The sequence below is a fragment of the Erwinia sp. E_sp_B01_1 genome (assembly GCF_036865545.1).
Taxonomy (GTDB): domain Bacteria; phylum Pseudomonadota; class Gammaproteobacteria; order Enterobacterales; family Enterobacteriaceae; genus Erwinia.
The window spans coordinates 4,629,231-4,646,818 of record NZ_CP142208.1 but is presented as its reverse complement, the minus strand read 5'-3'; the positions used below and the strand labels follow the sequence as shown (position 1 = coordinate 4,646,818).

Sequence of the window (17,588 nt, the reverse complement as noted above, 5' to 3'; positions counted from 1 at the left end):
GATAAGTAGCAAAGAAATCTGGCAACAGCCCTGAACGCGTCAGACGTTCAGGGTGCCGTCGATGACCGTCACCGTCTGGCCGCCAATCCATACGCCACCGGCGCTATAGGTCACGCTGAGGCGACCTGCACGCTGCATGGCGGTGCCCTGACGGACGCGGTAGTCCAGCTCAACACCCTGAGCCTGGAGATAACGGGCCAGGCAGGCATTAGCGCTACCGGTAACGGGGTCTTCAGTGAAGGAGCCCTGTTCAATTAGCAGGCCGCGCACTTCATATTGTTCTTCCTGGCCATCAAGCGGGCCAAAAGGCATGACGCCATTGACCTGCGCTTTGTTTAGCAGCCGCTCAAACTCGACAATATTGGGTTTGATGGCCAGCACCGCTTCGGCAGATTTCATCGGCACCAGCAGCCAGCGAATACCCATATCAGCAATCATCACCGGCAGCTTCGTTTCCAACTCATCGCTGTTTAAGGCGCTGCTGAGCGGAGCATCGCTGAACCCGGTCAGCGTCGCTTCCGGAGCAGCGAAAGCCAGAGCACCCTCCGCGGAACGTTTAATTTTTACCAGCCCCAGCCCACACTCCTGCACCATATGTCCGGCATTTTTCGGCGTAAGGCCGTTTTCAAGCAGAGCATGCGCGGTGCCTAACGTGGGATGGCCGGCAAAAGGTAACTCAATATCAGGCGTAAAAATGCGAACTCTGTAGTCGGCCTGCGGATCCTCAGCGGGCAGGACAAAAGTGGTTTCCGAAAGATTAGTCCAGCGTGCAATGGCCTTCATCTGTTCATCGCTGAGGCCACTGGCGTCCAGAATCACCGCCAGAGGATTGCCGTTAAGCGCGGATGAGGTAAAAACATCAACCTGTTTAAAAGAACGTAGTTTAGTCATAGCGAAAGTCCCTCCTGTTATGCTCCCTTCAGCGTACCCGGAATTTTTCCAGCTGAAGCGGCTGCTGCTCACAATGTTCAGGCTGGCACGGTTTAGCCATTGTCAGCCTGGCAGAATATCGGTATTAATAGGCCAGACCTGACCAAAAAAGTGACGTAATTATGCTGAAAATATTGGGAAGAGCCTCGTCGATTAACGTCAGAAAAGTACTCTGGGTTTGTGACGAGCTGGATATTGCCTTTCACCGTGAAGACTGGGGCGATGGGTTCAAATCTCCTAAAGAAGCGGCGTTTAAAAGACTGAACCCGAATGCCCTGATCCCGGTTATTCAGGAAGGGGATTTCATCATGTGGGAGTCCAACGCCATCATTCGCTACCTGGCAAATGCCTGGGGCGGCGGCTGGCTTTATCCCGAAGATCCCCGTGCCCGTGCGCCTGTCGACCAGTGGATTGACTGGCAGGCTACCGAACTGAACACCTCCTGGCGTTATGCGTTTATGTCGCTGGTTCGTCACTCTCCGGCGCATCAGGATCCCCGCCTGCTCGCCGCCGCCTGTAAAGGCTGGTCGCACACGATGGGCATCCTGAATACACAGCTTGAAAGCACAGGGGGATATGTTGCCGGGAGCGCTTTCTCTCTGGCGGACATTCCGGTAGGGCTTTCGGTGAACCGCTGGTATGAAACCCCCTGGATCACCCCGATCTTCCGGCAGTGCGCGCCTATTATGAGCGGCTTACCGAACGTAAGGGTTATGCCACCTGGGGACGAAACGGTACGCCTTAATTTCATGCCATCCCGGCTTCGGTACCGCTGATTTCACAGGCCAGTGCGCCGGTTCTTTTCAGTGCGTAGGTGTAGCGTTCGTTAAACGGGTAGCAGCAGGAGAGCCGGAGTGCGCTGTTACCCCGCTCGCTGAGGGTATAAAGCGCGCCTGGCGTCAGGCAAATTTTCTCCTGCAGCAGCCGGTGAAACAACGCCACGGTGTCGACGCTGGCAGGCAGTTCGACCCAGAACACAAACCCACCGCTGGGTTGAGTAGCCTGAGTCCCTTCAGGGAAGTGACGGGCAATGATGCCACGGGCCTCATCCAGTTGAGCTGCATAGCGTCGGCGCAGCGTACGCAGATGATGATCGTAGCCTCCCGACTCCAGAAAGTGCCCGAGAGTTTCTGAAAGCAGACGAGATTCTGCCAGCGATGAGACGGATTTGAGCCTCGCCAGCGCCTCGCTGAAACGCCCTGCGGCTATCCAGCCGAGATGAAAATCGGGCGTCACCGTTTTCGTAAAGCTTGAGCAGTACAATACCCAGCCTTCCGTATCGAATGCCTTAACCGCCGGAGAGAGCGGCCAGCAGAATTGCAGTTCCCCGTACAGGCCATCCTCAAGCAGCGGGACCTGATAGCGGTTAACCAGCTTCGCCAGCCGTTTTTTATCCTCCAGCCTCATACTGCACCCCAACGGGTTCTGCACGTTAGGCATGGCAATCAGCGCCTGTACCCTTTTTTCCTGCAATAACAGCTCCAGGGCATCCAGAGAAAGCCCGTGCTGCGGGTCAGTGGGGATCTCCAGCACTTTCAGGCCCAGGCTTGCCAGCAGAGGGAAAAGGTAAAAATAGGTGGGCGTTTCAAGCCCCACGCAGTCACCCGGTTTCGTGACCGCCCGCAGCGCAAGCTGGAGAGCTTCCATGCAGCCGTGGGTCAGGGTGATGTTGTCAGCCGTCAGTGCCATGCCCAAATCCATCGAGCGACGGGCAATCTCCCGGCGTAGTCGCTGGCTACCGGGCGGCAGGGCATAACTGGCAATCAGATCCGGCTCGCGTCGCAGCAGCGAAGCCATAATCCGGCTGATTTTGGCGCTGGGGAAGAAGTCACTGTTTTGCGGACAGGCCAGCGAGATATTGGTGTAATCGGGGTGATTCTGAGCGGCAAAGACTGCCTCAATCAACTCCAGCTTTTCACTCCCTGGAGAACGCACTTTTGCCAGGCGATCGCCGCTGGTCTTGACCGATGGCAATACGCTCCGCACGTAGTAACCCGATTGCGGGCGGGCTTCGATCAGCCCCCGATCCTCCAGGATCCCGTAGGCCGTCAGCACAGTATTGATGCTGACGTTATGCAGGGTGGCGCAGCGTCGCAACGCGGGAAGGCGTTTACCCGGCGCAAAAGTGCCGTTATGAATAGCTTCTGCCAGCGTTTCGGCCAGCTGGTGGTAAAGCGTGCTCTCTTGCGGTTCAACAATGGACACAGTCGCCTGCCTGGGTGATGGGTACAATAATTGTTATTACTACTTTGTACTCATAACAATAGTGCATTTCTGAATCTGTTACCATTGTCCTGTCGGTTCTACTATGAAGGTCTTATCCGCTAACAGGAAGCCGACCATGCTTGATCCCTCTTTCTTCAGTTATGTCACCGTTATGTCTATCACACCAGGTCCGAATAACCTGATGCTGGCGACCTCCGGGGTGAATTTTGGCATACGTCGTACTATGCCAATGATGCTGGGCATCATGGTGGGTTGTGCCATTCAGACCGCCATTGCGGGGCTGCTGCTTGAGGTTTTGCTGCAATGGATGAGTGCCATCCGCCTGCCGTTAACCTTGCTGGGCGGCGCATATTTGCTGTGGCTCTCCTGGAAGATTTTTCGCGCTGGTGCGCCGGAACTGCGTGAAAAAGCTCAGCCGATGACGCTGGTGGGGGGCGCACTGTTTCAGGCTGTGAACCCGAAGGCCTGGCTGATGGCAACCAATGTGGCGCTGATGTATACCGCCAGCAGCGGCATCCTGACGGTGATGATCGGCTTTATGGCGTTGAATCTGCCCTGCATTCTGGTCTGGGCCGCTATGGGCGACCGGTTGGGGAAACATTTGCAGACGGCCTGGAAGCTGCGGGCATTCAACGCCGTCATGGCGCTGTCGCTGGTGGCGACAACGCTGTGGATGCTGATTGAGGCTTTCCAGATGTAAGCAGGCCGGGCGGCACTCTTCCGCCCGGCTGCTACGCAGGTATCAATCCGGGCTTGCTGACCATTTCCAGTTAAGTACTTCAGGCATATCTTCGCCGTGTTCCCTGACCCAACTGTGATGTTCTGCCAGTTTGTCTTTAAGCATTTGCAACACTTCGGGTGCTTTTTCCGCCAGACCCGGCACGCGCATAACGGCTTCCTGCGCCAGGTGGTAGCGATCCAGCTCATTCAATACGGTCATATCAAAAGGTGTGGTGGTGGTCCCTTCCTCAATAAAGCCCCGCACGTGGAAATTACGGTGGTTATTTCGCTGATAGGTCAGACGATGGATCAGCGCCGGATAGCCGTGGAAGGCGAAGACCACAGGTTTATCAGGCGTAAACATCTCATCAAAAACCGGGTCTTCAAGCCCATGCGGATGTTGATCCCGAGGTTGCAGCGCCAGTAAATCGACCACGTTCACTACCCGGACCTGCAAATCGGGCAGCCATTTTCTCAGCAGGTCAACCGCCGCCATCGTCTCCAGCGTCGGGACATCACCGGCGCATGCCATCACCACATCCGGTGAACGTCCAGCCTGTTCATTTCCAGCCCACGGCCAGATCCCCATCCCTTTTTCGCAATGCACCACGGCCTCATCAAGGGTCAGCCATTGTGGCTCAGGCTGTTTGCCGGCAATGATCACATTGATGCGGTCCCAGGTGCGCAGACAGTGATCGCCAACCCAGAGCAGCGTATTGGCATCGGGTGGCAGATAGATCCGCACAATGTCGGCTTTCTTGTTGGCAACATGATCGATAAAGCCCGGATCCTGATGGCTGAAACCGTTGTGGTCTTGCCGCCAGACATGGGAAGAAAGCAGGTAGTTCAGCGAAGATACCGGTTTACGCCAGGGAAGTTTTCGCGACACCTTGAGCCATTTTGCGTGCTGATTAAACATTGAGTCGACAATGTGAATGAAAGCCTCATAGCAGGTAAACAGACCGTGCCTGCCGGTCAGCAGATAGCCCTCAAGCCAGCCCTGACACTGATGCTCACTCAGCACTTCCATTACCCGGCCATCGGGTGACAGCTGCTCATCATACTCTTTGATCTCTTCCATCCAGCTGCGGTCAGTGGTCTCGAAAACTTTCCCCAACCGGTTCGAAGCGGTTTCATCCGGGCCAAACAGACGGAAGTTGTCCGGGTTGCTGCGGAAAATGTCACCAAGATAGCTGGCAAACACCGCCGTGGACTGTTCTTCCGTCTCGCCGGGTTTTTTAACCTCAACGGCAAACTGCCGGATTTCCGGAACAACCAGCTCTTTACGCAGGCGACCTCCGTTGGCATAGGGGCTGGCACCCATCCGTTTATCACCTTCCGGGGCCAGAGCCTGCAATTCAGGCATCAGCCTGCCCTGGTCATCAAACAGATCATCTGGCCGGTAGCTTCTCAGCCAGGCCTCAAGAATATGCCGGTGGCTTTCATCTTCACGGCAGGAAGAGACCGGCACCTGATGCGCGCGCCAGAAGCCTTCCACGCGCTTACCATCAACAATTTTCGGTCCGGTCCAGCCTTTGGGGCTGCGAAGAATAATCATTGGCCAGCGTGGGACATTTTTCGCTGCTACCTCACTCCGGGCTTCCTGCTGGAGCTGTTGAATGCGGTCAAATACCCGATCAAATGCCGCCGCCATCTGCACATGCATCAGCTGTGGGTCGTCACCGGTAACAAAAAGAGGATCGTAGCCGTAGCCGTTGAACAGCTGGCGAAGGTCATCATCGCTGGTGCGGCCATGCAGGGTGGGACTGGCAATTTTGTAGCCGTTGAGATGCAGGATCGGCAACACCGCGCCGTCGCGGGCGGCATTAAGGAATTTTATGCCGTGCCAGCTGGCTGACAAGGGGCCGGTTTCAGCTTCACCATCACCAACCACGCAGGGCACAATCAGATCGGGATTATCGAACGCGGCCCCAAAAGCATGGACCAGGGAGTAACCCAGTTCGCCCCCTTCATGAATAGAGCCCGGTGTTTCGGGTGCGGCATGGCTGGGGATGCCGCCGGGAAAGGAGAACTGCCTGAAGAGCCTGCGCATTCCTTCTGCGTCAGGGCTTATCTGCGGATAAATGTCACTGTAGCTGCCTTCAAGCCAGGTATTGGCTACCATCCCTGGCCCGCCGTGTCCTGGCCCACAAATATAAAGCAGATTGAGATCGCGTTGACGGATAAGACGGTTCAGGTGCACATAGATGAAATTTAAGCCGGGCGTGGTTCCCCAGTGGCCCAGCAGACGTGGTTTGATGTGCTCCGGCAGAAGAGGTTCTCTGAGCAGCGGGTTATCCATCAGGTAAATCTGTCCGACCGAAAGATAGTTAGCTGCCCGCCAGTAACGGTCCAGTAATGACAGCTCGGGCTCAGTAATCGGCTGCGGTGATGATGTTTCCATCCTGCTCCTCCTTAACAACGGGTCAGCTAAAAGCATAGACCCTTGCAAAGATCTGGAGGTCACTTACCGATAACTGACGCCTCTGCATCCGCTGCTTCATCGTTAGCCGCGGAGACTGGCAGGTAATCCAGCTTCAGGATCCGGCTGGTTTCGGCCAGTTCTTTCTCGGTGGCGGCTACATTGCCATTGAGCTTTTGACCATACGAAGGAATGATGGTTTTCAGCTTCGACTGCCATTCAGAAGTGACAAATTTTTCCTGGAACACTTTGCTCATCAGTTCGATCATGATTGGCGCAGCGGTTGAGGCTCCTGGAGAAGCGCCGAGCAGCGCCGAAATGGTGCCGTCCTGCGAGGTCACCACTTCTGTCCCCAGCTTCAGCACGCCCCCTTTATCCGCATCTTTCTTGATGATCTGCACACGCTGGCCCGCTTTCACCAGGCGCCAGTCTTCTTTTCTGGCTTCAGGAAAGTATTCCTGCAATGCCTTGAGCCGGTCATCATCGGTCAGCATTACCTGGCCGATCAGATATTTCACCAGATCGAAGTTTTTCAGGCCGACATGGACCATTGGCAATACGTTGGAGGAGGTCATTGAGCCAAACATATCCCACACAGAACCCTGCTTCAGATATTTGGTGGAGAAGGTGGCGAACGGCCCAAACAGCAGCGTCTGTTTGCCATCAAGCATCCGCGTATCCAGATGAGGAACGGACATAGGCGGTGCGCCAACCGAGGCTTTGCCATAAACTTTAGCCAGATGGCGTTGCACCACGTCCTGATTTTCAGTGACCAGGAACTCGCCGCCGACCGGGAAGCCCGCATACTCTTTTGCTTCCGGAATGCCGGATTTCTGCAACAGCGTCAGGCCTGCACCGCCCGCCCCGATAAAGACATATCGGGTGCGAAGCGTTTTTTCCCGACCCTTGTTTTTCAGATCGGCGAGGGTGACGTTCCAGCTGCCATCTTCGTTACGCTTGATGTCGCGCACTTCATGGCTGGTTTTCAGGGTGAACTGTGCGCTCTTCTGCAAAGAAGCCACCAGCTGACGGGTAACTTCACCAAAGTTAACGTCTGTACCTGTGGTGATACGGGTGGCGGCAACGTGTGCTTCGCTGTCACGACCTTCCATCATCAGTGGAACCCACTCTCTGATTTGTTCCGCATCCTGTGAGAATTCCATCCCGCGGAACAGGGTACTTTTCTGCAGCGCGTTATAACGTTTCTTCAGAAACGCCACGTTCTCCTCGCCCCAGACAAAACTCATGTGTGGCACGCTGTTGATAAAGCTGCGCGGGTTATGCATCACCCCTTTCTGCACTTGCCAGGCCCAGAACTGGCGGGAAATCTGGAAAGATTCGTTGATTTCCACGGCCTTGTTGATCTCAACGGAGCCGTCCGCTTTTTCCGGGGTGTAGTTCATTTCCGCCAGTGCGGCATGACCCGTACCGGCGTTGTTCCAGCCGTTTGAACTCTCTTCAGAGACGCTGTCGAGACGTTCAACCATACCGATACGCCAGTCAGGCTCAAGCTCCTGTAAATAGGTGCCGAGCGTGGCGCTCATTATGCCGCCGCCGATCAATAATACATCGAGGGTTTTTTCATCTTCCGCAGCGGCTGATTTCACAAGGCCCATCCTGTCAAGGCAATCAGCCAGTAGTACTGCTAACTTACGCATGAGGCGACATCTCCAAATGTTGAATCAACAACATGTTAAGCAGGTGAAACAGGACAGGCCTCTGTGGAACCCTTCTGCTCCGTTTTCCCGGGGTACTGGTCAAGAAAACCACAGCGGATATGCGTGATAAACACGCATTCAGCGCGTCAGAAATATACCATTGTTAACAGGCAATTAAAAAATTGTTTAAAGATTAAAAGTTAGAATGAAAAATCAAACGAAATTAGCAAGATTGATAGTGAGCCTTTAAGCAAGCTGGCCGGAGAAAAGATATAATCAGATAGTGTATTTTTTTCAGTGAGTTATCAGACAGGCTGAGGGGGTGCTTAAGGATGAGCGTTCAGGCGGGTTTTGCGTATATTTTTGCCAACGAGGTCAGTTTCTGATTGTTAACATGAATTGTGGAGCGCGCTGAGGGAGAATTTTTGGCAGTTGAACCAGAGATCCTGCGCTGGGGTCAGCGCAGGAGAGAGAGCATCAGGCTTTTTTCGCTGCGGCTGCCGCTTTAACGATCGCTGCAAAAGCATCAGCTTTCAGTGATGCGCCGCCAACCAGAGCACCATCAATGTCTGGCTGAGCAAAGAGTTCCGCTGCGTTCTTGTCGTTAACAGAGCCACCGTACTGAATGATGACCTGTGCAGCCACTGTCGCGTCTTTCTTCGCGATATGGTCACGGATAAATTTGTGTACCGCTTGTGCCTGTGCAGGCGTAGCGGATTTACCGGTCCCGATAGCCCAGACTGGCTCGTAAGCGATAACCACGCCGTTGAATGCATCAGCACCCTGGGTGTTCAGCACGGCGTCAATCTGACGTGCACAGACTTCCTCAGTTTTGCCTGCTTCGTTTTCCGCTTCGGTTTCACCGATGCACAGCACAGGGATCAGACCGGCTGCTTTCAGTACGGCAAACTGTTTTGCTACCAGCTCGTCGCTCTCTTTATGGTAAGTCCGGCGCTCAGAGTGGCCGATAATGATGTACTGCGCGCCGACGTCTTTCAGCATCTCTGCAGAAATTTCACCGGTGAAAGCACCCGACAGGTTTACGTCAACATTTTGCGCGCCAAGGACGATATGGCTGCCAGAAATAGCGTGCTTAGCCAGATCCAGATACATCACCGGCGGGGCAATGGCTACGCCGCAGCCGTCAACGCTGCTCAGCTCGTTCCGCAGACCGGCAATCAGCTCGTTGACCATCTTTTTGCTGCCGTTCAGTTTCCAGTTACCCATTACTAACGGATGTCGCATTATATCCTCCACGCTTAGCGCGATGCTGTTGAATTACCCTGCCTTGGCAGCGTTGTCTGCCAGACAGTATAGAGATCAAAACTGTGAAAGGCTTTGCTTTTCGTCATCTTTGCCGGGGGTCAGTTGCTGGCCATGGCCAGTTTGACAGGCTCTATAGCGAAGGTCAGTCCTTTATCGCCATTGTCCGCCACCACGTAGCGTACGGCCCCCTCGTCCTGGGCAAAATAACGCGACCCTTTGCCCTTAGTGAGCAGATCATCCAGCCGTTTCAGACTTTGTGCTTCGTTGAGCGTGGGCTCAAAAAAACGCGCCATCGCAGCCATATAAGCACGGGCTTTATCCCGGGCTGCTTGCTCTTCAGGACCGGGCACTGGCAACCAGGTTATCTGTAAGGTTTTGATCTTACCGGTTCCCTGTTCAAGGGCGGTGGAAGCGTAGAGATTTTCATTGATCTTGCTGGCCGCACGGGTCAAATTACTCTTATCTCCCCGGTTATCGATAGCGCGGTATTCCGCAATCTGTAACGTCGGGTTGATAGCATTATACTTTTCGCGAAACTGGCCGATAGTCATATCAAAGGTGGGCGATCCCGCCTGAAGATAGGGCGCAGCAGGCATGTGCTCAGTACGATCCTGTGGAGCTGGGGCCTCCTCTGCTCTCGCTGTCCCCAGCGTCAACAGCACTGTAATACCCAAAAATAGCGCTTTATTCATTCCGTTGGCCCTGACTAATCAAATCAACTCAAGATTAAAACGGACAATGACCGGCAAAGTCAAAGCCTGACGCTGTTCTGAGGGATAAAAAAATGACCTTACAAGCGTGGTGTTTTTCCTGGCGGGGCAGGCTGGGGCGGCGGGATCTGTGGATCTGGCTGACGCTGTGGCTGACATTGATGGTGGTGCTGTTTACGCTGGCTGACCGCGGCTGGATAAGCCGGCAAACTGCCGCTTACGGCGTGGTATTTCTGTTATGGCCTACCAGTGCCGTAGTGGTTAAGCGTCTGCACGATCGCAATAAAACAGGCTACTGGGCGCTGCTGCTGCTGCTTGCCTGGATTTTGCTGGTCAAAGACTGGGATATGCTGCCTGCTCCCTGGCAGTGGGCGCTGGGGCAGTTTATCCCGATGCTGATTCTGGTCACCCTGACGGTTGAGTTGGGGACCTTCACCGGCACGCCGGGCGGGAACCGCTTCGGTAAAGCGGCCAGCCCGGTGAACTACTTCGGACGCAGGACACCTGATTACCAGTAGTGCTCTGCCGTCATATGGCCCGGTTTACGTTTCAGGTGTTTGCGCATCTCACGCGTTTCTTTCAATAACTGTTGGGTATCCCTGACCATCTGAGGGTTGCCACACAGCATGATATGGCTGCTTTCTGCCTGCATCGGTAGCCCGACAGCGGCTTCCAGCTCGCCATTTTCAATCAGCGCAGGCACGCGCCCGGTTAGCGAACCGGTAATCTCTTCCCGGCTGACTACGGTTTGTATACGTAACTTTCCGTTATAGCGCTGTTGCAGCTGCTGCATCAGGGGCAGATAACTTAAATCCTGCGCGTAACGCGCGGCATGAACCAGAACGATGTTTTCAAACCGTTCCAGCCCCTTGCTTTCCTGAAGAATAGAAAGATAGGGGCCGATTGCTGTGCCGGTTGCCAGCATCCACAGGGTTTTGCAGTCCGGGATCTCATCCAGCACAAAAAATCCGGCCGCTTCTTTGGTGATCATCACTTCATCACCCGGTTTTAAAGCGTGCAGGCGAGGGCTGAGTTTGCCTTCCGGTACGGTCACCAGATAGAACTCAAGATTCTCATCGCTGGGGGCATTGACGTAAGAGTAAGCACGCTGCACGCGCTCACCCTCAATTTCCAGCGCCAGCTTGGCAAACTGGCCCGCTATGAAGGGGTCGACAGGGGCAGTGACGATAATGCTGAACAAGCTGTCGGTCCAGTCATTAACCTGTTTGATCCTGGCGTTTATCCATTCAGCCATAAACAGCTCCTTAATTGGGGGTAAGGCAAGGTGTTAGCCGTATCTTCCTTACTCAGCGGCTGCTTTTCCAGTAGTCACCCGCGAGAAAGCTCAGATCGACAAATTGTCCGGGCCTCATGACACTATAACGTACAGATTGATTTACGGTATTGCCTGCTTTCACTGACAGATTTTCTCAGGGCATTTTCAGCCTTCCTCTCGCTTTGTCACAAAATCCTGATATTTTCCCCGGCTTGCACTTATTCCTGCTGGCCTGTCCCGCTGATTTATCGGGATAGCGCCGACACTTATGCTGATTAAAAAATGAAAAAAATTGAGAACGGGCATCTGCTGGTGATGCTGATTGCGCTGGTTGCCGTGGGCCAGATGGCGCAAACCATCTACGTCCCGGCGATGGCGACAATTGCTGAGGCGTTCAGCGTGCGCGATGGTGCCGTCCAGCGCGTAATGGCGGCGTATCTGATGACTTATGGCGGCTCACAGTTGCTGTACGGACCCTTGTCCGACAATGTTGGCCGCCGCCCGGTTATTCTGGCCGGTTTAGCCATTTTCTGCGTGGGGACGCTGATTGCGCTTGGTGCGCCAACCTTCGACATGCTGGTACTGGGCAGTGCAGTTCAGGGGCTGGGAACCGGTGTGGCTGGCGTTATGGCCCGCACTATGCCGCGCGACCTCTATGCCGGCGGGGCGCTGAGACTGGCGAACAGCCTGCTGAATATGGGGATTCTGGTCAGTCCGCTGGTGGCTCCGGTGATTGGGGCACTGCTGACGCATTTTCTGGGCTGGCAGGCCTGTTTTGCTTTCCTGCTGCTGCTTTGCTTCTGTGTGGGTATGGCGATGCTGCGCTGGTTACCGGAGACGCGGCCTGCCCCAGCCGAAAAACGCGCGCTGTTTTCACGTTATCGCCCATTGCTGGCTGACGGCACCTTTATCCGTTACCTGGTGATGCTGATGGGCGCGCTGGGTGGCATTGCCGTGTTTGAGGCCAGCTGTGGCGTACTGATGGGCGGTGTGCTGGGGTTGAACAGCCTTACTGTCAGCCTGCTGTTTATTTTGCCGATTCCGGCTGCCTTCTTCGGTGCCTGGTTTGCCGGGCGTGAAAATCGGGCGTTCCCGCAGCTGGTGTGGTGGTCAGTCAACAGCTGTCTGCTGGCCGGGGCTTTGATGTGGATCCCCGCCTGGTTTGGCATGATGACCATCTGGACATTGGTCGTGCCTGCCTCGCTGTTTTTCTTTGGTGCCGGGATGCTGTTTCCTCTGGCTACCACGGGCGCGATGGAACCCTGGCCCTATATGGCTGGCACAGCGGGGGCATTACTGGGGGGATTGCAGAACCTGGGATCGGGGTTGGCCGCATGGCTCTCTGCGTTGTTGCCGCAGACCGGGCAGTTCAGCCTGGGAATGCTGATGTTTGCGATGGCTTTGCTGATCCTGCTCTGCTGGCTGCCGCTGTCACGGCGACCTGAACCGCAGGCTGTATAACTCCGCCCACCAAAGCCGTCAGCCTGACGTAAAACGGCCCCGGAAGGAACAACGTTCCCCGGGGCCGTTTTCATCTCTGGCAAACCATGCGTTACAGAATAAACGGGTGCAGGTTTTCGTCTTTGCGGTCGAGGTAATGAATCGACTGAATGCGGCGGATGGTGCGGGATTTACCGCGTACCAGTAGCGTTTCGGTGGTGGCGATATTACCGTTACGGGTGATGCCCTTCAGTAAATCGCCGGTGGTGATGCCGGTGGCGGAAAAGATGACGTTATCGTTGCGGGCCATCTCATCCAGTTTCAGCACTTTTCCGGCCTCAATACCCATCTGCTGACAGCGCTTCAACTCCTGCTCACCCATCAGACGGTTCTCCGGCGTATCGCCTTTCACCTCATGGCGTGCCAGCAGTCTGGCCTGCATATCGCCATCCATCGCGCGGATTACCGCTGCCGATACCACGCCCTCTGGTGCGCCACCAATGCCATAAAGCACGTCCACTTCGCTGTCTGGCATACAGGTCAGAATGGAGGCGGCGACATCGCCATCAGGAAAAGCAAAAATCCGCACGCCCAAAGTCTGCAGGGCAGCGATCACCTTATCGTGACGGGGTTTAGCCAGCAGGGTTACAGTGAGTTCAGACAGCGGTTTTTTCAGCGCCTGCGCCACACGCCTGAGGTTTTCCTCCAGCGGTAAATTCAGGTCAATAACGCCTTTCGCTCCTGGCCCCACAATCAGTTTTTCCATATACATATCTGGCGCATTCAGGAAGGTGCCTTTATCGCCCACAGCCAGTACAGCCAGCGCGTTTGCCTGACCCATGGCGGTCATGCGCGTCCCTTCGATAGGGTCGACGGCAATATCCACGGCATCGCCTTCGCCGGTACCTACTTTTTCACCGATATATAACATCGGGGCTTCATCAATCTCCCCCTCGCCAATGACGATCTCGCCGTCAATGTTCACTTTGTTCAGCATGATGCGCATAGCGTGGACGGCGGCACCGTCGGCTGCGTTTTTATCGCCGCGTCCGAGCCATTTGTAGCCTGCCAGCGCTGCGGCTTCCGTTACGCGTGAAAATTCAATGGCGAGTTCTCGTTTCATGATTTGCCCCGGGAAAAGTAGAGGCGGAAAGTTTATCACAGCGGGGAGGAGAGAGAGGGGAAAAGCCCAGGGTCAGGGTGACCCTGGGCCGGTTCAGACTTATGAATCGTCTTCTTCTTCCCAGGCTTTTGCGCGGGAAACCGCTTTCTTCCAGCCAGCATAACGGTAATTACGCTCGGTGGTTTCAATGCCAGGGCGGAATTCACGCTCAATCACTGCTTTAGCACGGACTTCGTCCAGATCTTTCCAGAAGCCCACGGCCAGACCAGCCAGGTAAGCTGAACCCAGTGCGGTCACTTCCAGCACTTCCGGACGCTCCACGCGGGTACCCAGAATGTCGGACTGGAACTGCATCAGGAAGTTGTTAGCCACGGCACCACCATCCACGCGCAGAGACTGCAGGCGGGTATTAGCATCGTTCTGCATCGCTTCCAGTACGTCACGGGTCTGATAAGCAATCGACTCCAGCGTGGCGCGGATAATGTGGTTAGCATTTGCACCACGCGTGAGGCCGAAAATCGCGCCGCGGGCATACGGGTCCCAGTAAGGCGCACCCAGACCGGTAAAGGCTGGCACCATATAGACGCCGTTGCTGTCTTTCACTTTGGTGGCGAAATATTCTGAGTCGGTGGCATCACCAATCAGTTTCATCTCATCACGCAGCCACTGAATAGAAGCACCCCCAATAAATACGGCGCCTTCAAGGGCGTAGTTCACTTCACCACGCGGACCACAGGCAATGGTGGTCAACAGGCCGTTGGTAGAAGTTACCGCTTCGGTGCCGGTGTTCATCAGCATAAAGCAGCCGGTACCGTAGGTGTTCTTCGCCATGCCAGGCTTAACGCAGAGCTGACCATAAAGCGCAGCCTGCTGGTCACCAGCGATCCCGGCGATGGGAATACGGGTACCGCCTTTACCGCCGATGTTGGTCTGGCCGTACACTTCAGAAGAGGATTTCACTTCTGGCAGCATTTCACGCGGGATATCGAGGATATCCAGCATACGCTGATCCCACTCCAGCTTGTGGATGTTGAACATCATGGTACGTGAGGCGTTGGTGTAATCGGTGATATGCACCCGTCCCTGAGTCATTTTCCAGACCAGCCAGGTATCAACAGTACCGAACAGCAGTTCGCCACGTTTTGCACGGTCGCGTGCGCCCTCAACGTGGTCCAGGATCCACTTCACTTTGGTACCGGAGAAGTAAGGGTTAATCACCAGGCCAGTGGTGTGCTGGATATACTCTTCCAGACCCTCTTTTTTCAATTTTGCACAGTAGTCAGCGGTACGTGGATCCTGCCAGACGATAGCGTTATAAATGGGCTTGCCGGTCTCTTTTTCCCAGACAATGGCGGTTTCACGCTGGTTGGTGATACCGATTGCCGCAATCTCATCGGAGTTAATGTCGGCATGCGCCAGCACTTCTACCAGCGTGGAGCTTTGAGAAGCCCAGATATCCATCGGGTCATGCTCAACCCAGCCTGGCTTAGGATAGAGCTGCTGAAATTCGCGCTGGGAGACTGCAACGATGTTGGAGTCATGATCCAGGATTACCGCACGGGAGCTGGTAGTGCCCTGGTCGAGCGCGACAATGTATTTTTTTTCTGTGGTCATAATTCATTCCTGATGTGTAAAGGGTTAGCAATTACGCTTTACGCTGTTCAGCACGCGCTATGGTCTTCTCGTCTTTCTTAACCGCAGCGACGCCAGGCAAATTGCGGGCGATCAGAGAGCGGTAGCCAAATGCACCGATGCTGGCGCCAACGATCGGGCCAAAAATCGGCACGAGGAAATAAGGGATGTCGCGGCCACCTGTAAAGGCAACGTTACCCCAACCTGCAAGCAAGGCAAAGATCTTGGGTCCGAAATCACGGGCCGGGTTAAGGGCGAAGCCGGTCAGTGGGCCCATTGAACCACCGATAACCGCAATCAGCAGGCCAATCAGCAGGGGCGCCATCGGGCCGCGAGGCAAACCGTTACCGTCATCGGTCAGAGCCATAATCAGACCCATCATTACGGCAGTGATCACTGCTTCAACCAGGAAAGCCTGACCAACACCGATGTGCGGATTAGGGTAGGTTGAGAAGATCCCTGCCAGGTCCAGGCTTTCTATGCTGCCACGAACCATCTGATGCGATTGTTCATAGTCAAAGAACAAATTGTAGTAGAGACCGTAAACCAGTGCTGCGGAGCAGAAAGCACCGGCAATCTGTGCCAGTATGTACGGCAACACTTTACGGCGTTCGAAATTAGCAAACAGACAAAGCGCAAGGGTTACAGCCGGATTCAGATGCGCGCCGGAGATGGCGGCACTGAGATACACTGCCATGGCTACGGCAATACCCCAGATGATACTGATTTCCCACTGACCAAAACTTGCGCCTGCCAGTTTCATGGCGGCGACACAGCCAGCACCAAAGAAGATGATGGTGGCGACACCCAGAAATTCGGCGATGCACTGCCCTTTAAGCGTGCTTGTTGCTGTCTGACTCATGATGTCGTTTCCTGAAGGCGAGGTTAAATGTTGTACAGCGTTCTGTTCTCTTTCCCTGAGCCGCCCAAATCTTTTGTAGGGCTGTTGTGAATTTATCGTTAACGAGCATAAACGAGAAATAGCGAAATCAAAAGTTGTGTGCTGTGTCATAAAAATGAGCGTTTTCGCGTCTTTTAGCTTTCCTGAAACAACATTTCAATTTTCGTTTTTGCGTTTTTTGTCCCATTTCGTTAACTCAGGCCTTACTTTGGCAGCGGGTAATGTTACAGATTCCAGGTCTATGCTGAAAATTGTTACAGACTGCACCCTGTGCGGGTTCGCTGCTGGACTTGACGGGCGCGTCTACTTACAATCGGGGAATCGTTGTTATCCGCGGAATGCTGGCTTATTCCTGATGCTCTGCGGTGGCAATATCAACGCCTTGCAATTAGGAGAGGTCATTTACAATGTCATTTGAAGTGTTTGAGAAACTGGAAGCGAAAGTACAGCAGGCGATTGATACCATCACCCTGCTGCAGATGGAAATCGAAGAACTGAAAGAACAGAATAACAACCTGAATCAACAGGTTCAGCAGGCTTCAGGCAACAGTGAGTCACTGGTGCGTGAAAACCAGCATCTGAAAGAAGAACAGCATGTCTGGCAGGAGCGTCTGCGTGCGCTGCTGGGAAAAATGGAAGAAGTCTGATTTAACGATCGGGCTGGTGGAAACGGGTGCCGATGGCACCCGTTTTTATTATTCGATATCGAGCGGGTCTTCGGAAAGGATGATGCCAGTGTTGTCGGCATAGAGATGATCGCCGGAGAAAAAGGTGACGCCACCGAAATTCACCCGGATGTCGCTCTCTCCCACGCCTTCGCCTGCAGCGCCTACTGGAATGGCGGCAATAGCCTGAATACCAATATCCAGCTCTTCCAGATCGTCAACCTGACGAACTGAACCATATACTACAATGCCTTCCCATTCGTTCTGCAACGCCAGTCTGGCCAGCGCGGCATCGATCAGGGCACGACGTACTGAACCGCCGCCGTCAACGAGCAGCACACGACCCCGCCCATTCTCCTCCAGCAGATCGTATAACAGCCCGTTATCCTCGAAACATTTTACCGTGATGATTTGCCCGCCAAACGACGTACGGCCACCGAAGTTTGAAAAGAGCGGTTCAACGACATTTACATCTTCATGATAGATGTCGCAGAGTTCAGAAGTATCATATTTCATAAGGGTTTCGTCTGTTTGCCACAGGAATACTAAGTATATCGCTTTCCCGGCGCTGTTGGCAAAATCATCAATTGTTAAAAGTTGCGATGAGTCAACTACATCA

Annotated in this window: 15 protein-coding genes and 1 pseudogene; 5 read left to right on the top strand and 11 right to left on the bottom strand. The window is 54.4% G+C overall.

What is annotated here, in order from left to right; all coding sequences use genetic code 11:
• Positions 1–39 precede the first annotated feature (39 nt).
• Positions 40–891: a PhzF family phenazine biosynthesis protein gene (locus VRC33_RS21550; protein ID WP_338559313.1), complete on the bottom strand. Its 852-nt coding sequence runs from the start codon at positions 889–891 to the stop codon at positions 40–42.
• 161 nt (positions 892–1,052) lie between these two features.
• On the opposite strand from VRC33_RS21550, the pseudogene VRC33_RS21545 reads away from it, so the two are divergent.
• Positions 1,053–1,675: pseudogene (locus VRC33_RS21545) on the top strand (glutathione S-transferase).
• Between the two features lie 2 nt (positions 1,676–1,677).
• Here VRC33_RS21545 and VRC33_RS21540 read toward each other — a convergent pair.
• Positions 1,678–3,135: a PLP-dependent aminotransferase family protein gene (locus VRC33_RS21540; RefSeq protein ID WP_338559309.1), complete on the bottom strand. Its 1,458-nt coding sequence runs from the start codon at positions 3,133–3,135 to the stop codon at positions 1,678–1,680.
• 136 nt (positions 3,136–3,271) lie between these two features.
• On the opposite strand from VRC33_RS21540, the gene VRC33_RS21535 reads away from it, so the two are divergent.
• Positions 3,272–3,856, top strand: coding sequence for a LysE family translocator (locus tag VRC33_RS21535; RefSeq protein ID WP_338559306.1), 585 nt, complete (start codon positions 3,272–3,274; stop codon positions 3,854–3,856).
• Positions 3,857–3,898: 42 nt separating this feature from the next.
• Here the strand turns inward: VRC33_RS21535 and VRC33_RS21530 are convergent, their stop codons facing one another.
• From VRC33_RS21530 to VRC33_RS21515, 4 genes are all read right to left on the bottom strand, one after another.
• The gene (locus VRC33_RS21530) at positions 3,899–6,280 is read right to left on the bottom strand and encodes a phosphoketolase family protein (protein ID WP_338559303.1); all 2,382 of its coding nucleotides are present in this window, start codon (positions 6,278–6,280) and stop codon (positions 3,899–3,901) included.
• Between the two features lie 59 nt (positions 6,281–6,339).
• Positions 6,340–7,914, bottom strand: coding sequence for a malate dehydrogenase (quinone) (gene mqo, locus VRC33_RS21525; protein ID WP_338564382.1), 1,575 nt, complete (start codon positions 7,912–7,914; stop codon positions 6,340–6,342).
• 519 nt (positions 7,915–8,433) lie between these two features.
• Complete coding sequence (gene tpiA / locus VRC33_RS21520) at positions 8,434–9,201, bottom strand: triose-phosphate isomerase (protein ID WP_338559301.1); 768 nt, start codon at positions 9,199–9,201, stop codon at positions 8,434–8,436.
• A gap of 119 nt (positions 9,202–9,320) precedes the next feature.
• Positions 9,321–9,914: a DUF1454 family protein gene (locus tag VRC33_RS21515; RefSeq protein ID WP_338559299.1), complete on the bottom strand. Its 594-nt coding sequence runs from the start codon at positions 9,912–9,914 to the stop codon at positions 9,321–9,323.
• Between the two features lie 92 nt (positions 9,915–10,006).
• Here VRC33_RS21515 and VRC33_RS21510 point away from each other — a divergent pair, with 92 nt between their 5' ends.
• Entirely contained in the window at positions 10,007–10,450 is a 444-nt protein-coding gene (locus VRC33_RS21510; RefSeq protein ID WP_338559298.1) for a DUF805 domain-containing protein, read from the top strand.
• Here the strand turns inward: VRC33_RS21510 and fpr are convergent.
• Positions 10,441–11,187 carry a ferredoxin--NADP(+) reductase gene (fpr, locus tag VRC33_RS21505; RefSeq protein WP_338559296.1) on the bottom strand — a complete coding sequence of 249 codons (747 nt, stop codon included), beginning with the start codon at positions 11,185–11,187 and terminating at the stop codon, positions 10,441–10,443. The genes VRC33_RS21510 and fpr overlap by 10 nt on opposite strands.
• 303 nt (positions 11,188–11,490) lie before the next feature.
• Between fpr and emrD the strand changes: the two genes are divergently transcribed.
• Positions 11,491–12,669, top strand: coding sequence for a multidrug efflux MFS transporter EmrD (gene emrD / locus VRC33_RS21500; protein ID WP_338559295.1), 1,179 nt, complete (start codon positions 11,491–11,493; stop codon positions 12,667–12,669).
• Positions 12,670–12,760: 91 nt separating this feature from the next.
• Here the strand turns inward: emrD and glpX are convergent, their stop codons facing one another.
• From glpX to VRC33_RS21485, 3 genes are all read right to left on the bottom strand, one after another.
• Positions 12,761–13,771, bottom strand: a complete 1,011-nt coding sequence (gene glpX, locus VRC33_RS21495; protein ID WP_338559293.1) for a class II fructose-bisphosphatase — start codon at positions 13,769–13,771, stop codon at positions 12,761–12,763.
• A gap of 99 nt (positions 13,772–13,870) precedes the next feature.
• On the bottom strand, positions 13,871–15,385 hold the full coding sequence (glpK, locus tag VRC33_RS21490) for a glycerol kinase GlpK (protein ID WP_338559292.1): 1,515 nt from the start codon (positions 15,383–15,385) through the stop codon (positions 13,871–13,873).
• A 31-nt stretch (positions 15,386–15,416) separates the two neighbouring features.
• The gene (locus VRC33_RS21485; RefSeq protein WP_338559291.1) at positions 15,417–16,265 is read right to left on the bottom strand and encodes an MIP/aquaporin family protein; all 849 of its coding nucleotides are present in this window, start codon (positions 16,263–16,265) and stop codon (positions 15,417–15,419) included.
• A 446-nt stretch (positions 16,266–16,711) separates the two neighbouring features.
• Between VRC33_RS21485 and zapB the strand changes: the two genes are divergently transcribed.
• Positions 16,712–16,951, top strand: coding sequence for a cell division protein ZapB (gene zapB, locus VRC33_RS21480; RefSeq protein ID WP_338559290.1), 240 nt, complete (start codon positions 16,712–16,714; stop codon positions 16,949–16,951).
• A 48-nt stretch (positions 16,952–16,999) separates the two neighbouring features.
• Here zapB and rraA read toward each other — a convergent pair whose 3' ends face one another.
• Positions 17,000–17,485: a ribonuclease E activity regulator RraA gene (gene rraA / locus VRC33_RS21475; RefSeq protein WP_338559288.1), complete on the bottom strand. Its 486-nt coding sequence runs from the start codon at positions 17,483–17,485 to the stop codon at positions 17,000–17,002.
• Positions 17,486–17,588 lie beyond the last annotated feature (103 nt).

What these genes read in the sequence shown, in the direction of transcription:
- rraA (WP_338559288.1), bottom strand. Translation starts at nt 17,485, where the DNA reads ATGAAATATGATACTTCTGAACTCTGCGACATCTATCATGAAGATGTA.
- glpX (WP_338559293.1), bottom strand. Translation starts at nt 13,771, where the DNA reads ATGAAACGAGAACTCGCCATTGAATTTTCACGCGTAACGGAAGCCGCA.
- fpr (WP_338559296.1), bottom strand. Translation starts at nt 11,187, where the DNA reads ATGGCTGAATGGATAAACGCCAGGATCAAACAGGTTAATGACTGGACC.
- glpK (WP_338559292.1), bottom strand. Translation starts at nt 15,385, where the DNA reads ATGACCACAGAAAAAAAATACATTGTCGCGCTCGACCAGGGCACTACC.
- tpiA (WP_338559301.1), bottom strand. Translation starts at nt 9,201, where the DNA reads ATGCGACATCCGTTAGTAATGGGTAACTGGAAACTGAACGGCAGCAAA.
- VRC33_RS21535 (WP_338559306.1), top strand. Translation starts at nt 3,272, where the DNA reads ATGCTTGATCCCTCTTTCTTCAGTTATGTCACCGTTATGTCTATCACA.
- VRC33_RS21515 (WP_338559299.1), bottom strand. Translation starts at nt 9,914, where the DNA reads ATGAATAAAGCGCTATTTTTGGGTATTACAGTGCTGTTGACGCTGGGG.
- VRC33_RS21510 (WP_338559298.1), top strand. Translation starts at nt 10,007, where the DNA reads ATGACCTTACAAGCGTGGTGTTTTTCCTGGCGGGGCAGGCTGGGGCGG.
- VRC33_RS21550 (WP_338559313.1), bottom strand. Translation starts at nt 891, where the DNA reads ATGACTAAACTACGTTCTTTTAAACAGGTTGATGTTTTTACCTCATCC.
- VRC33_RS21530 (WP_338559303.1), bottom strand. Translation starts at nt 6,280, where the DNA reads ATGGAAACATCATCACCGCAGCCGATTACTGAGCCCGAGCTGTCATTA.
- mqo (WP_338564382.1), bottom strand. Translation starts at nt 7,914, where the DNA reads ATGGGCCTTGTGAAATCAGCCGCTGCGGAAGATGAAAAAACCCTCGAT.
- emrD (WP_338559295.1), top strand. Translation starts at nt 11,491, where the DNA reads ATGAAAAAAATTGAGAACGGGCATCTGCTGGTGATGCTGATTGCGCTG.
- zapB (WP_338559290.1), top strand. Translation starts at nt 16,712, where the DNA reads ATGTCATTTGAAGTGTTTGAGAAACTGGAAGCGAAAGTACAGCAGGCG.
- VRC33_RS21485 (WP_338559291.1), bottom strand. Translation starts at nt 16,265, where the DNA reads ATGAGTCAGACAGCAACAAGCACGCTTAAAGGGCAGTGCATCGCCGAA.